Source organism: Streptomyces pratensis, assembly GCF_037137275.1.
Lineage (GTDB): Bacteria > Actinomycetota > Actinomycetes > Streptomycetales > Streptomycetaceae > Streptomyces > Streptomyces pratensis_B.
In genome coordinates this window covers 63047-76651 of sequence record NZ_JBBBEN010000098.1, presented here as the reverse complement: position 1 = coordinate 76651, position 13605 = coordinate 63047, and the positions used below count along the sequence as shown (strand labels likewise).

Sequence of the window (13605 nt, the reverse complement as noted above, 5' to 3'; positions counted from 1 at the left end):
CGCCGGCGGGTCAGCGGCGTTCGGCCTGGAGCCGTGCCACGTAGGCGGCCGCCTGCGAGCGGCGCTCCATGCCCAGCTTGGACAGCAGGCTGGAGACGTAGTTCTTGATGGTCTTCTCCGCGAGGTGCAGGCGCTCCCCGATGACCCGGTTGGTCAGCCCCTCGCCGATCAGGTCCAGGATCTTGCGCTCCTGCTCGGTGAGGCCCGCGAGCCTGTCGTCCCCCCTGCGGCGGTCGCCGTCGCGCAGCCGCTCCAGCACCCGGGCCGTGGCCGCGGGGTCCAGCAGGGACTTTCCGGCCGCGACGGCCCGTACGGCGCTCAGCAGTTCGGCGCCCCGGATCGCCTTCAGCACGTATCCCGAGGCGCCCGCCATGATCGCGTCGAAGAGGGCCTCGTCGTCGGCGTACGAGGTGAGCATCAGGCAGGCGATGCTCTCGTCCTGGGAACGGATCTCCCGGCACACCTCCACCCCGCTGCCGTCCGGCAGCCGCACGTCGAGCACCGCCACGTCGGGACGGGTCGCCGGGATGCGCGCCAGCGCGTCCGCCGCCGTGCCGGCCTCGCCGACCACCTCGATGTCCTTCTCGCCGGATAGGAGGTCATGGACGCCTCGCCGGACGACCTCATGATCATCGAGTAGGAATACCGTGATTTTTCCTTCTTCGCGCACAAACGCAGTCTCACACACTCGCCTCCCCTCCGCTCTTCCCTGGCGCTGATCCGCGGGATAACGTGCCGTTGTTCCGGCGGCCTGCAAGGCTGTTTCCAGTGCTGTGACCAGCAGAGCTTCGCGATTTTTTCGATTTACTTGGAAATCCAAGCAAAATCGCAGGTCAGAGAGGGTTTCGCAGTTATGCGACGCACTGGGTAACGTGCCTATGACAGGGCGCTCGCCGGGGCACCTGTCACGCCTGATCCCCGGCCGAGCGGCACCCACCCCGTGCACGGGTCGGGATTCAGGCGAGCCGCACTGGTTCCCGGCAGACCCCGGGGGCTGGACCGACGGAGGAGCACGCACGTGACCGTGGAGAGCACTGCCGCCGCGCGTAAACCGCGACGCAGCAGCAAGCGGACCAGCGCCGCGAAGAAGCCGCAGAGTTCCGAGCCCCAGCTCGTACAGCTGCTGACACCCGAGGGTGAGCGCGTCGAGCACCCGGACTACAGCATCGACCTGAGCGCCGACGAGCTGCGCGGCCTGTACCGGGACATGGTCCTCACCCGTCGTTTCGACGCCGAGGCGACCGCCCTCCAGCGCCAGGGCGAGCTGGGCCTGTGGGCCTCGCTGCTGGGTCAGGAGGCCGCCCAGATCGGCAGCGGCCGGGCCCTGCGCGACGACGACTACGTCTTCCCGACCTACCGCGAGCACGGCGTGGCCTGGTGCCGCGGCGTCGACCCGACGAACCTGCTCGGCATGTTCCGCGGGGTCAACCACGGCGGCTGGGACCCGAACAGCAACAACTTCCACCTGTACACCATCGTCATCGGCTCGCAGACGCTGCACGCCACCGGCTACGCCATGGGCGTCGCCAAGGACGGCGCGGAATCCGCTGTGATCGCCTACTTCGGTGACGGGGCCTCCAGCCAGGGCGACGTCGCCGAGTCCTTCACGTTCTCCGCGGTCTACAACGCCCCGGTCGTGTTCTTCTGCCAGAACAACCAGTGGGCCATCTCCGAGCCCACCGAGCGCCAGACCCGCGTCCCGCTGTACCAGCGCGCCCAGGGGTACGGCTTCCCCGGCGTCCGGGTCGACGGCAACGACGTCCTCGCCTGCCTGGCCGTCACCCGCTCCGCGCTGGAGCGGGCCCGCCGCGGTGAGGGCCCCACCCTCGTCGAGGCCTTCACCTACCGGATGGGCGCGCACACCACCTCCGACGACCCGACGAAGTACCGGGCCGACGAGGAGCGGGCCGCCTGGGAGGCCAAGGACCCGATCCAGCGGCTCCGCACGTACCTGGAGAAGGCGGAGCTCGCGGACGAGGCCTTCTTCACCGGGCTGGACGAGGAGAGCGAGACCCTCGGCAAGCGGGTACGGGAAGCGGTGCGCGCGATGCCCGACCCGGACCCGATGGCCCTGTTCGAGCACGGCTACGCCGACGGCAGCTCCCTCGTCGACGAGGAGCGCGCCCAGTTCGCCGCCTACCAGGCATCGTTCGCCGACTCTGCCGAGGAGGGCAAGTAGCCATGGCCGTGGAAAAGATGTCCATCGCGAAAGCGCTCAACGAGTCGCTGCGCCACGCTCTCGACACCGACCCCAAGGTCCTCATCATGGGCGAGGACGTCGGGAAGCTCGGCGGCGTCTTCCGCATCACCGACGGACTCCAGAAGGACTTCGGCGAGGAGCGGGTGATCGACACCCCGCTCGCCGAGTCCGGCATCGTCGGCACCGCGATCGGCCTGGCCCTGCGCGGCTACCGTCCGATCGTGGAGATCCAGTTCGACGGGTTCGTCTTCCCCGCGTACGACCAGATCGTCACGCAGCTCGCCAAGATGCACGCCCGTGCCCTCGGCAAGGTCAAGCTGCCGGTCGTGGTGCGCATTCCGTACGGCGGCGGCATCGGCGCGGTCGAGCACCACAGCGAGTCCCCAGAGGCGCTCTTCGCGCACGTCGCGGGCCTGAAGGTGGTCTCGCCGTCGAACGCGAGCGACGCCTACTGGATGATGCAGCAGGCCGTCCAGAGCGACGACCCGATCATCTTCTTCGAGCCCAAGCGGCGTTACTGGGACAAGGGCGAGGTGGACACCGAGTCCATCCCCGGCCCGCTCCACAAGGCGGTGACCGTCCGGGAGGGCGGCGACCTCACGCTCGTCGCGTACGGGCCGATGGTGAAGGTCTGCCTGGAGGCGGCCGCGGCCGCCCAGGAGGAGGGCAAGTCCGTCGAGGTCCTGGACCTGCGCTCGATGTCCCCGATCGACTTCGACGCCATCCAGACGTCGGTCGAGAAGACCGGCCGCGCCGTCGTGGTCCACGAGGCCCCCGTCTTCTACGGCTCCGGCGCGGAGATCGCCGCCCGGATCACCGAGCGCTGCTTCTACCACCTCGAAGCGCCCGTGCTCAGGGTCGGCGGCTACCACGTGCCCTATCCGCCGGCCCGGCTGGAGGACGAGTACCTGCCCGGCCTGGACCGGGTGCTCGACGCCGTCGACCGCTCGCTGGCGTTCTGAGGAGAGGGGTCGTGACGACGATGACAGAAACGTCTGCTCGCTTCCGTGAGTTCAAGATGCCCGACGTCGGCGAAGGGCTGACAGAGGCGGAAATCCTCAAGTGGTTCGTCCAGCCCGGCGACACCGTCACCGACGGCCAGGTCGTGTGCGAGGTCGAGACCGCGAAGGCGGCCGTGGAGCTGCCGATCCCGTTCGACGGGGTGGTGCACGAGCTGCGCTTCCCCGAGGGCACGACCGTCGACGTCGGCCAGGTGATCATCGTGGTGGACGTGGCTCCGGACAGCGGCGACGCCGCACCGGCCGCAGAGGCTCCCGCCCAGGAGCCGGTGGAGTCCGCCGACCCGGGTGACGACGCGCCCAAGAGCCGCACGCCGGTCCTGGTGGGTTACGGGGTCGCCGAGTCCTCCACCAAGCGCCGCCCGCGCAAGCGCGCCGCCGCGGCCCCGGAGGCCGCCGCCGCGGTCGCCGCGGTGCAGGCCGAGCTGAACGGGCACGGGACGCCCGCGGCCCCGGCCCCGGCCGATGTCCCGGACGCCCGCCCGCTGGCCAAGCCGCCGGTCCGCAAGCTCGCCAAGGACCTCGGGGTCGACCTGACGACGGTCACCCCGACCGGCAAGGACGGGATCATCACCCGCGAGGACGTCCACGCGGCGGCGGCTCCGGCCACCGACGCCCCCGCGGCGCCCTCTGCTCCTTCGCCGGCCGCCCCTGTGTCCGCCGAGCCCCAGGAGCCCGTCGGCTCCGCCCGCGAGACCCGCATCCCGGTCAAGGGCGTCCGCAAGGCCGTCGCCCAGGCGATGGTCGGCAGCGCGTTCACCGCGCCGCACGTCACCGAGTTCGTCACCGTCGACGTGACGCGCACGATGAAGCTCGTGGCCGAGCTGAAGGAGGACAAGGACATGGCGGGGGTGCGGGTCAACCCGCTCCTGATCATCGCCAAGGCCCTCCTCGTCGCGATCAAGCGGAACCCGGACGTCAACGCCGCCTGGGACGAGGCCAACCAGGAGATCGTGCGGAAGCACTACGTGAACCTGGGCATCGCGGCGGCCACCCCGCGGGGCCTCATCGTGCCGAACATCAAGGACGCGCACGACAAGACCCTGCCGGAACTCGCCGCCGCCCTGGGCGAGCTGGTGTCCACGGCCCGCGAGGGCAAGACGTCGCCCGCGGCGATGGCGGGCGGCACGGTGACCATCACCAACGTCGGCGTCTTCGGCGTCGACACCGGTACGCCGATCCTCAACCCGGGCGAGTCCGCGATCCTGGCGGTCGGGGCGATCAAGCTCCAGCCGTGGGTCCACAAGGGCAAGGTGAAGCCGCGTCAGGTCACGACGCTGGCCCTGTCGTTCGACCACCGCCTGGTCGACGGCGAGCTGGGCTCCAAGGTGCTGGCCGACGTGGCGGCGATCCTGGAGCAGCCGAAGAGGCTCATCACCTGGGCGTAGCGCGTCCTCCCGGTGGGCCCGTACGGAACGTCGTACGGGCCCACCGGCACGTCCGCCGCTCACCGTACGGCGAGTTCGGCGTACACCGTCTTGCCGACCGTGCGCGCCTCGACGCCCCAGTCGTCGGCGATCCGGTCGACGATGAGGAGCCCGCGCCCGTAGCAGTCGTCGGAGTCGGGCTCGCGGCGCCGGGGCAGCCGCTCGCCCCGGGGGTCGCTGACGGTGATGCGGAGGACGGTGGCGGTGAGGGTGAGGTGCACTTGGAGCAGCCGCCCCCGGACGGCCCCGTGCAGCAGGGCGTTGGTCACCAACTCGCTGACCAGCAACGCCGCGTCACCGGCCAGGCCGGGGTGCCCCCACTGGAGGACGAGCCGGGCGGTGCGGTGCCGGCTGAGGACCACGTTGTGCGCGGTCGGCGCAAAGCTGACCCGGTCCTCGCGGAGAACGGGGCAGGGGGCCGGGACGGGGGTCTCCTGGGCTGCGGTCATGGACGCGTGCCTCCGGTGGGGGTAGGCGGTGGCTGTGCCGCTTCTGCGGGGGCCGGGGCGGTGCTGGGTTCCGGCGCGGGGCAGGGCGGTGCACTTCCGCCGAGTCGGTTCCGCTGTGCGAGCGGTGGAGCACTGACAGTAGTGGTGTGATTGCTTGCGCAGCAATAAGTTCGGGCAGAAAATTCTCTGCCCTAGTTGGTGTTCGAAGGGGAGGGGCCCCAGACTTGGGCCACGCGGCGGAGGGGATGCGACGTGGCAGGGAACAGTCCTGATCGAGGCCGGACGGTCTCTACCGTGCTGGGACGCCGTCTCGGCGGTGAGTTGCTACGGATGCGTGAGGCACGCGACCTGCGTCAGTCCCATGCGGCGGACGCGCTCACGGCGTCGGTCGCGAAGGTCGCCAAGATCGAGCGGGGCCTCGTACCGATACGGGACCCGGACATCCGGGCCCTGTGTCACCTGTACGGCGAGATCGACGCCGCTGTCATCGACAGACTGTTGGCTCTCGCGAGGGCTGACCGTGAGCGTCGCAAGGCGAGCGGTTGGTGGAACCAGTACCCCGGACTCGAATCCATGGTCGAGTACGTGGCCTTGGAGGACATCGCCAGCAGCTTGCGGACCTGGCAGCTCGCCATTGTGCCCGGCCTGTTGCAGACGCCTGATTACGCCAGGGCGCTGGCGGTGGGAAACGGGTCCTGGGAAGATCCTGACGAGATCGAACCTTTTGTCGAAGCCCGGATGGCGCGGCAGGTGCGGTTGGCCGGAGACCGCCCGCTTGAGTTGTGGGCGGTGATGCACGAGAGCGCTTTGCGTCAACTGGTGGGAGGTCGACAGGTGATGAGGGAGCAGCTCGGTCATCTGTTGGACATGACTCGGCAGCCGAACGTGAAGCTCCAGGTAATGCCTTACCTGGCGGGTGCTCACCCAGGGATGACAAGTGCTTTCACGATCGTGTCGTTCGCCGATCCCGGAGCGCTCGACGTCGTTCACATGGATACGACATCGAGCACGCTCTGGCTGGAGAGCGATACTGATGCCGACCGCCACGTCAGGCTCTTCGACCGCATCACGCGACTGAGTCTCGCGCAGCGCAACTCGGTCAGACTGATCGACGGCATTCTCAAGGAGTTGTAGGCCTCGTGCCCGCGTACAAATTCGTCAGGTCCAGCTACAGCGGCGGCAACGCTGGCCAGGAGTGCGTCGAAGTGGCCCGCAACATCCCCCGCGCCGTCGCCGTCCGCGACTCCAAGCGTCTCGACGGCCCCGTCCTCACCGTCACCCCCGCCGCCTGGGGCGCCTTCGCGGCCGACCTGCGCCGCCGGCGGCCGTAGGGCGCAGCGACGGAGGAGGGGCCCGGCCCGCACCNCGTGCGGGCCGGGCCCCCCTCCGTACAACGCGGGCCGGTTACCTCTGGAACCCGTAGTCCATCAGCTTCTTCGCGTCGGCCGTGCGGTTCGCCTCCGAGGACGACGTGAGCACCGTGCCGATGACCGTCTTGCCCTTACGGGTCGCGGCGAAGACCAGGCAGTACTTGGCGGTCGGGCCGGAGCCCGTCTTGACGCCGAGCGCGCCGCTGTAGCTGCTGAGCATCTTGTTGGTGTTGGTCCACGCCATGTAGCGGTAGCCGCCGTTCTTCGTGGTGACCTTCTGCTTCGTCGACTTGGTCTTGACGATCGAGCGGAACGTGGCGTTCTTCATGGCCTTGCCGGCGATCTTCGTCAGGTCGCGGGGGGTGGAGTAGTTGTTCCCGTTCCCTATGCCGTCGAACGAGTCGAACCGGGTGTTCGTCAGCTTGAGGCTCTTCGCCGTGGAGTTCATCTTGCCGATGAACGACTTCACGCGGGCCGCGCGGGTCGTGCCGGAGCCGAACTTGTCGGCCAGGGCATAGGCGGCGTCGCAGCCGGAGGGGAGCATCAGGCCGTAGAGGAGCTGGCCCACGGTGACCTTGTCACCCACGATGAGCCGGGCCGACGAGGCGTTCTTGGAGACGATGTAGTCGCTGTAGGCCTTCTGGATCGTGACCTTGGACTTCAGGTCGACGTTCTTCTGGGACAGCACCACCAGGGCCGTCATGATCTTGGTGGTGGAGCCGGTCGGGCGGCGGGTGTCCGCGGACTTGGTGAAGAGGGTCTTCCCGGTGGCGCTGTTCATCACGAAGCCGCCCTTGGCGACGATCTTCGGGGTCGGCGGTGTGGCGGCGTGCGCCGCGGAGGCGAAGGCGCTGCCCGCGAGCACCGCCCCGGCCGTGAGGGTCACGGTGGCCGTGACGGTGACGCGGTGGTCGCGCAAGATGCCGAGTTTCAACTGAACGCTCCAAAGGCCCCGGAAACGCGGCCGCATAAGGGTGCCGCTCGAAGAGTGAGACGTCCGGGGCGGGGCAATGGATGTGTTCTCGAACGGGTGAATGCGCGCACGCCTGACCAGGGGGCCGGCCGTACGGTGACGTCTGGGCGCCCGCGGTCAGCGTTCGGCGGGTCCGGCCGGGGCGTGGCAGGTGCGCCCGGAGTGGCAGCCGCACGTGTCCGGCGTGCCGGCGGGGGCGGTGGCGCCGGAGGGCGGGGCCGCCGGGGCGCAGCAGCCCTTGCCCCGCCAGGCGTCGCGGCCTTCCTTGACGGCGATGACGGCGATGACGAGGGCGGCGGCCGGGTCGGCCCATGACCAGCCCAGTGCGGCGTTGAGGACGAGGCCGACGAGCAGGACGGCGGACAGGTACGTGCACAGCAGCGTCTGCCGGGAGTCCGCGACGGCGGAGGCGGAGCCGAGCTCCCGGCCCGCCCGGCGCTGGGCGGCCGACAGGAAGGGCATGACCGCCAGCGACAGGGCCGCTATCGCGATGCCGAGGTACGAGCTCTCGGCCTCGCCTGTGCCCGCCAGGGACCGGACGGCGTCGAGGGAGACGTAGGCGGCGAGCGCGAAGAACGACACCGCGATGATCCGCAGCGCGGTCCGCTCCCGGGCCTCCCGCACGGCGTGCTCACGGGCGGAGAACTGCCAGGCGACCGCGGCGGCGGAGGAGACCTCGATGACGGAGTCCAGACCGAAGCCGATCAGCGCGGTGGAGGAGGCCAGGGCCCCCGCCGTGAGGGCGACGACCGCCTCGGCGGCGTTGTAGGCGATGGTCGCCGCGACCAGCAGCCGTATGCGCCGGGTCAGGGCGTCGCGGCGGGTCGGGGAGGGGCCGAAGGAGAACGCGGCCATCAGCAGCAGCCCTTCGTCTCGGCGTCCGCGCAGGTGCGGTCCGTCTCGACGGCCACCACCGCCGCGCGCAGGTCGTCCAGCGCGCTGCCGAGGCGTACGTCGGCCAGCTCGTAGCGGGTGCGGCGGCCGTCCGGCACGGTGACGACCAGGCCGCAGTCGCGCAGGCAGGCCAGGTGGTTGGAGAGCCGGGTGCGGGAGATTCCCAGAGCGTCGGCGAGGTCGGAGGGGTAGGCCGGGGCCTCGCGGAGCGCGAGCAGCAGGCGGCAGCGGATCGGGTCGGCGAGCGCGCGGCCGAACCGCGCGAGCACCTCGATGTCGGAGGCGACAGTCAGCATGGGCTGACAGTACAGCCGATCCTGAATTCAGCAAAGTGTGAACTAAGGGGGCGGTGCTCCTGTCGGGCGCCCGGGAGGCGGGCGCGCCCGCTCGGAGTGCGCCGGTGCCGAAGTGCGCCCGCCTGGAGTGCGCCCGCCTGGAGTGCGCCCGGCGGCGCCGGGGTGGCGCGCGGGGCTTCCGTGCGGTGGTCCAGAATCCGGACGGAGATCCACATGTGCACATGTTGTATCTATGCTGTGCGCATGTCTGCTTCGCCCTCCGCCCCCGCCCGGTCGCCCCACCACTCCCTCAAACGGCCGCCCGCGGCGGAGCGCGTCTACACGCACATCAAGGACGCGGTCCTGGACCGGCGTTACGAGGGCGGGACGCTGCTCACCGAGGGAGACCTCGCCGAAGCGGTCGGGGTGTCCCGGACTCCGGTGCGCGAGGCGCTGCTGCGGCTGGAGGTCGAGGGGCTGATCAAGCTGTATCCGAAGAAGGGCGCCCTGGTTCTCGCCGTCTCCGCGCAGGAGATCAAGGACGTGGTGGAGACCCGTCTGCTGGTGGAGGAGTTCGCGGCGCGCAAGGCCGTGCCCGCGTCCGCGCAGTTGATCGCGCGGCTCGAACAGCTCCTCCAGGAGCAGCGGCAGTTGGCTGAGGCCGGAGACCTGGCGGCCGTGGCCGTCAAGGACCGGTGCTTCCACGCCGAGATCGTGAAGAACGCGGGCAACGAGATCCTCTCGCGCCTCTACGACCAGCTGCGCGACCGCCAACTGCGGATGGGCGTCGCCGTGATGGAGGCCCACCCGGGCAGGATCGAGGCCAACATCACCGAGCACGGCGAGCTGTTGGACGCCATCCGGGCCGGCGACGCCGAGGGCGCCGCCCGGGTCGTGCGCCACCACGTGGGCCGGGTGCGGGTGCTGGTCAGGGGCGAGGACCGGTGAGCTCGTCCGCCGCTCCCACTCTGCCGCTGCCCGGCGACCCGCCCGGAGGCCGGCGTGCCGCGTGGATCTGGGGCATCGGCGTCTCCGTCTACTTCGTCGCGATCATCTTCCGTACGAGCCTGGGCGTGGCCGGACTCGACGCCGCCGACCGGTTCGACGTCAACGCCTCCGCCCTCTCCACCTTCTCCATCCTGCAACTCCTCGTCTATGCGGGCATGCAGATACCCGTCGGGCTGATGGTCGACCGGCTGGGCACGAAGAAGGTCCTCACCCTCGGGGCCGTCCTGTTCACCGTCGGGCAGCTCGGCTTCGCTCTCTCCCCCTCGTACGGCATGGCGCTGGCGGCGCGTGCGCTGCTCGGCTGCGGTGACGCGATGACGTTCATCAGCGTGCTGAGGCTCGGCAGCCGCTGGTTCCCGGCCCGGCGCGGCCCGCTGATCGGCCAGGTCGCCGCGCTGTTCGGGATGGCGGGCAACCTCGTGTCGACGCTCTTCATCGCCCGGGCGCTGCACAGTCACGGCTGGACCACGACCTTCGTCGGCAGCGCCGCCGCGGGCCTGGTGGTGCTGGTGCCGCTCCTGATGTTCCTCAAGGACCACCCGGAGGGCCACGCGCCCCCGCCCGCAGAGCACGCCGGAGCCGCGTACGTCCGCCGGCAGATCGCCGCCGCCTGGCGGGAGCCCGGGACCCGGCTGGGCATGTGGGTGCACTTCACCACGCAGTTCCCGGCGATGGTGTTCCTGCTGCTGTGGGGGATGCCGTTCCTGGTCGAGGCGCAGGGGCTGAGCCGGGGGACGGCGGGCACGCTGCTCACCCTGGTGGTGCTCTCCAACATGGTGGTGGGGCTCGTCTACGGGCAGGTCATCGCCCGGCACCACGCGGCGCGGGCCCCCATCGCGCTGGCCACGGTGGCGACCACGGCTCTGCTCTGGGCTTCCGCGATCTTCTACCCGGCCGACCGCACGCCGATGTGGTTGCTGGTCGTCCTGTGCGTGGTCCTCGGAGCCTGCGGGCCCGCCTCGATGATCGGTTTCGACTTCGCCCGCCCGGCCAACCCGCCCGAACGCCAGGGCACCGCGTCGGGGATCGTCAACATGGGCGGCTTCATCGCCTCGATGTCCACGCTGCTGGCCGTCGGAGTGCTGCTGGACGCGACGGGTGACAACTACCGCGTCGCGTTCGCCTCGGTCTTCGTCCTGGAGGCACTAGGCGTTTCCCAGATACTGCGGCTCCGCCGCCGGGCGGCCCTCAGGGAACGCGATCAGCAGGTGATCAGCCGCGTCGAGGCCGTGCACGTGCCCGCGTGACCCGCGCCTGGCAGGGGGGGGCGTCTGTCAGCGGCTCCGCGCGTATCCGCACGCGGCGGCGCGCCCGTCGCCCGTGGGCCTTGACGGGCGCCGCCGGGGCGCGGTTACGGCGTGACGGCGAAGTTGTCCAGGATCGCGGCCGCGAACTCCTGGTCCCCTTCGATCTTGATCCGGTCGGCGACCGCCGCGTGACGGACCCGGCCGCAGGCGAGACGCACGTACGTCTCCCAGTCCAGCGACAGCGTTACGGCGGGGCCCAGCGACGGCGCACCGTCTATCGACCCCCGGCCCTCGGCGTCGACCCGCACCGTCCGCAGGAACTCCACCGGGCCGTGCACGTCGAGCACGACCGCCGAGGAGGCGGGCGCGCCCGCGTCCTTGGCGACGACCTTCGGCAGCGCCGCGAGGAGGGTGTCCCGGGTGACCAGCGCGCCGGCGGAGTCCAGGTTGCCGGGCTGCCCGAGCGCGGCCCGCAGGTCCTGCTCGTGCACCCAGACGTCGAAGGCGCGCAGGTGCAGCGCTGTTTCGAGGGTCTGTTCCGCTCCCAGGGGGGCGCGGACCGTGGTCTCCGGGGCGCGCGACTCGTTGCGGATCTGGCGGGCCCGCCGGATGAGGACGTACTCCAGCTCGGAGGTCATCTCCGGAGCGGTGTGGTGGCGCCGGACGTCGACCTGCATCTCCATGTACCGGGCGAAGTCGCTCCGCAGGTGGTAGAGGTCGCGCGGGAGGCTGTGGATCGGCCGAGGATCGCCGAGCATCTCGCACTCCATGCCGATGACGTGCGACACGATGTCGCGCACCGACCACCCCGGGCAGGGCGTACGGCGGTTCCACTCGCTCTCGGCGAGGGGCTTCACCAGCTCGGCTATCGCCTCGATGGAGTGGGTCGCGGCGTCGGTGTAGTTCTGGAGGCTGGGATGGACGGTCACGGGACCCCTCGTGCGGTTCTGCGGAGCATGGGCTGGGAGAGCGGGACGTGCTGGCGGGCGGGCTGGCACTGACGGCGCTGTCGGCGAGCTGCGTGGGAGGTTCGATGGCTAAGTTACGCTGCGAGCAGGCACCCCGGCAGTGCTTTCGTGTGACGATCGTAGGCCCGTGTTGACGGCTCGAATGCCAGGACGGTGGTAGTGTGCGCGCCTCCCTCATCCAGATCGCAGTAGACCCGGACGAATCCGTCGAGTCCCGACGGCAGCGAGCGGCTTCGCTGGTCACCGCCCAGCGGGACGCCGACCTGGTGATCCTTCCCGAACTATGGCCGGTCGGAGCGTTCGCCTACACGGCCTTCGCCGACGAGGCCGAACCGCTTGAGGGTCCCACTCACGACGTGATGGCCAAGGCGGCCGCAGAGGCCGGCGTCTGGCTGCACGCCGGCTCCTTCGTCGAGCGCGCCGAGGACGGCGTCCTCTACAACACCACGCTCGTCTTCTCCCCCCAGGGCGAGCGCACGGCCGTCTACCGCAAGATCCACCGCTTCGGCTTCGACCAGGGCGAGGCGGTCATGATGGGCGCGGGGGACGCGTTGGTGACCGTCGCCCTGCCGGAGACGACCCTGGGCCTCGCCACCTGCTACGACCTGCGCTTCCCGGAGCAGTTCCGGGGGCTCGTCGACGCGGGGGCCGAGATGCTCGTCGTCGCCGCGGGCTGGCCGGAGCGCAGGCGCTCCCACTGGACGCTCCTGGCGCAGGCCCGCGCCGTGGAGAACCAGGCGTACGTCCTCGCGGTCGGGACGGCGGGCACCCATGCGGACATCCAGCAGGCCGGGCACAGCATCGTCGTGGACCCCTGGGGCGAGGTTCTGGCCCAGGCGGGCGCGGACGAGGAGGTCCTGACGGTCGAACTGGACCCGCAGAAGGTTCGGGTGACGCGGGAGCAGTTCCCCGCGCTGAAGGACCGACGCCTGGGGCTCGCCCCGCCGCTCTGAGGACGCCCGTGCCGGGGCGGCCCCACGCCCTCACGCACCGGCCCAGGTTCCACGTGAAACGCCCGACGCCCCGACGCCCCGACGCCCCGAGGGAACGGCCCCCCCCGTTTCACGTGAAACGGTCTCCCGGCTCGATGCCCTTGATCAGCGGGGTGAAGGGAGCGCACCGGTCGGGGCGCTCGTTCAGCTCCCGGTGCTCTCCTTCTCCGCCAGCACGATCACGCACATCGCCACGGCGACGAGCAGCGCGGTGTCGGCGTCGTCCCGGACGACGTCGATCCCGTACGTGTCGCGGATCGTCAGCCATCGACGCGAGACCTGGGCCAGCAGTTCGCCGTCGTACTCGATGGCGAACTCGCGATCCAGGATCTTCCCGCTGACGTCCAGCTCCGTGCCCTCTGCCAGCGCCACCCGGTAGTGGTTGCGGAGCAGCGACAGCCGCTTGCGCCGGACCGTGGCCAGCGCCTCGCCGCCCCGCTCGACGAGCATCGTGTCGCGCAGGCTGATCAGCTTCTGGCGCAGCTCGACCACCACCCTGCCGTCGGCGTCCTTCAGCTCGAAGGTGTCGCGCAGCCGCATCGCCTTGCCGTCGACGAGGAAGACCTTGCGGCCCTCGGTGTCCTCGATCCAGTAGTCGTCACCGATGGCGAAAAGCCGCTCACGCACGAGAAGTCTCATGCCCCCAGACTCTCCCGGGGCCCGGCGGAATGCGCGCAGGCAACCACGGTGTTGACTGGTGACATGGCAATTCGTGCACGCGTCCGCGCCCCCGAACTCATCGGCAAGGGCGGCTGGCTCAATACAGGCGACCAGCAGTACACC

At 70.5% G+C, this 13605-nt stretch carries 15 protein-coding genes; 8 read left to right on the top strand and 7 right to left on the bottom strand.

Features of this window, described 5'->3' with window-relative positions:
* Positions 1-10 precede the first annotated feature (10 nt).
* Positions 11-670, bottom strand: coding sequence for a response regulator transcription factor (locus tag V9U70_RS24185; RefSeq protein ID WP_336678502.1), 660 nt, complete (start codon positions 668-670; stop codon positions 11-13).
* Positions 671-1018: 348 nt separating this feature from the next.
* Between V9U70_RS24185 and pdhA the strand changes: the two genes are divergently transcribed.
* Genes pdhA through V9U70_RS24170 form a run of 3 tightly spaced genes read left to right on the top strand, consistent with a single transcriptional unit; the run spans position 1019 to position 4607 of the window.
* Positions 1019-2179: a pyruvate dehydrogenase (acetyl-transferring) E1 component subunit alpha gene (pdhA, locus tag V9U70_RS24180; protein WP_336678500.1), complete on the top strand. Its 1161-nt coding sequence runs from the start codon at positions 1019-1021 to the stop codon at positions 2177-2179.
* A 2-nt stretch (positions 2180-2181) separates the two neighbouring features.
* A complete protein-coding gene (locus V9U70_RS24175; protein ID WP_336678498.1) occupies positions 2182-3162 on the top strand; it encodes an alpha-ketoacid dehydrogenase subunit beta in 981 nt (326 codons plus the stop codon).
* 11 nt (positions 3163-3173) lie between these two features.
* The gene (locus tag V9U70_RS24170; RefSeq protein ID WP_336678496.1) at positions 3174-4607 is read left to right on the top strand and encodes a dihydrolipoamide acetyltransferase family protein; all 1434 of its coding nucleotides are present in this window, start codon (positions 3174-3176) and stop codon (positions 4605-4607) included.
* 59 nt (positions 4608-4666) lie between these two features.
* Here the strand turns inward: V9U70_RS24170 and V9U70_RS24165 are convergent, their stop codons facing one another.
* Positions 4667-5095: an ATP-binding protein gene (locus V9U70_RS24165; protein ID WP_336678495.1), complete on the bottom strand. Its 429-nt coding sequence runs from the start codon at positions 5093-5095 to the stop codon at positions 4667-4669.
* A 294-nt stretch (positions 5096-5389) separates the two neighbouring features.
* On the opposite strand from V9U70_RS24165, the gene V9U70_RS24160 reads away from it, so the two are divergent.
* Complete coding sequence (locus V9U70_RS24160) at positions 5390-6229, top strand: helix-turn-helix domain-containing protein (protein ID WP_336678494.1); 840 nt, start codon at positions 5390-5392, stop codon at positions 6227-6229.
* A gap of 5 nt (positions 6230-6234) precedes the next feature.
* Positions 6235-6426, top strand: a complete 192-nt coding sequence (locus V9U70_RS24155; RefSeq protein WP_336678492.1) for a DUF397 domain-containing protein — start codon at positions 6235-6237, stop codon at positions 6424-6426.
* Positions 6427-6499: 73 nt separating this feature from the next.
* Here the strand turns inward: V9U70_RS24155 and V9U70_RS24150 are convergent, their stop codons facing one another.
* The 3 genes from V9U70_RS24150 to V9U70_RS24140 form a co-directional block, all read right to left on the bottom strand.
* Complete coding sequence (locus V9U70_RS24150; protein ID WP_336678490.1) at positions 6500-7399, bottom strand: D-alanyl-D-alanine carboxypeptidase family protein; 900 nt, start codon at positions 7397-7399, stop codon at positions 6500-6502.
* 156 nt (positions 7400-7555) lie between these two features.
* Positions 7556-8293, bottom strand: coding sequence for a cation efflux transmembrane domain-containing protein (locus tag V9U70_RS24145; RefSeq protein WP_336678489.1), 738 nt, complete (start codon positions 8291-8293; stop codon positions 7556-7558).
* Positions 8293-8628, bottom strand: coding sequence for an ArsR/SmtB family transcription factor (locus V9U70_RS24140; protein ID WP_336678488.1), 336 nt, complete (start codon positions 8626-8628; stop codon positions 8293-8295). The genes V9U70_RS24145 and V9U70_RS24140 overlap by 1 nt, the downstream gene beginning before the upstream one ends.
* A 243-nt stretch (positions 8629-8871) precedes the next feature.
* On the opposite strand from V9U70_RS24140, the gene V9U70_RS24135 reads away from it, so the two are divergent.
* A complete protein-coding gene (locus V9U70_RS24135; RefSeq protein WP_336678487.1) occupies positions 8872-9555 on the top strand; it encodes a GntR family transcriptional regulator in 684 nt (227 codons plus the stop codon).
* Positions 9552-10862, top strand: coding sequence for an MFS transporter (locus V9U70_RS24130; RefSeq protein WP_336678486.1), 1311 nt, complete (start codon positions 9552-9554; stop codon positions 10860-10862). Before V9U70_RS24135 ends, V9U70_RS24130 begins: the two co-directional genes overlap by 4 nt.
* A gap of 104 nt (positions 10863-10966) precedes the next feature.
* Here V9U70_RS24130 and V9U70_RS24125 read toward each other — a convergent pair whose 3' ends face one another.
* Positions 10967-11791, bottom strand: coding sequence for a maleylpyruvate isomerase family mycothiol-dependent enzyme (locus V9U70_RS24125; protein WP_336678485.1), 825 nt, complete (start codon positions 11789-11791; stop codon positions 10967-10969).
* Positions 11792-11991: 200 nt separating this feature from the next.
* Between V9U70_RS24125 and V9U70_RS24120 the strand changes: the two genes are divergently transcribed.
* Positions 11992-12783, top strand: coding sequence for a carbon-nitrogen family hydrolase (locus V9U70_RS24120; protein ID WP_336678483.1), 792 nt, complete (start codon positions 11992-11994; stop codon positions 12781-12783).
* Positions 12784-12966: 183 nt separating this feature from the next.
* On the opposite strand, the gene V9U70_RS24115 is transcribed toward V9U70_RS24120, so the two are convergent.
* Positions 12967-13461 carry an LURP-one-related/scramblase family protein gene (locus tag V9U70_RS24115; protein WP_336678482.1) on the bottom strand — a complete coding sequence of 165 codons (495 nt, stop codon included), beginning with the start codon at positions 13459-13461 and terminating at the stop codon, positions 12967-12969.
* Positions 13462-13605: the final 144 nt, after the last annotated feature.

Bases quoted from the DNA above. Each gene is read 5' to 3' on its own strand.
- V9U70_RS24175 (WP_336678498.1), top strand. From the start codon at position 2,182: ATGGCCGTGGAAAAGATGTCCATCGCGAAAGCGCTCAACGAGTCGCTG.
- V9U70_RS24165 (WP_336678495.1), bottom strand. From the start codon at position 5,095: ATGACCGCAGCCCAGGAGACCCCCGTCCCGGCCCCCTGCCCCGTTCTC.
- V9U70_RS24145 (WP_336678489.1), bottom strand. From the start codon at position 8,293: ATGGCCGCGTTCTCCTTCGGCCCCTCCCCGACCCGCCGCGACGCCCTG.
- V9U70_RS24140 (WP_336678488.1), bottom strand. From the start codon at position 8,628: ATGCTGACTGTCGCCTCCGACATCGAGGTGCTCGCGCGGTTCGGCCGC.
- V9U70_RS24135 (WP_336678487.1), top strand. From the start codon at position 8,872: ATGTCTGCTTCGCCCTCCGCCCCCGCCCGGTCGCCCCACCACTCCCTC.
- V9U70_RS24115 (WP_336678482.1), bottom strand. From the start codon at position 13,461: ATGAGACTTCTCGTGCGTGAGCGGCTTTTCGCCATCGGTGACGACTAC.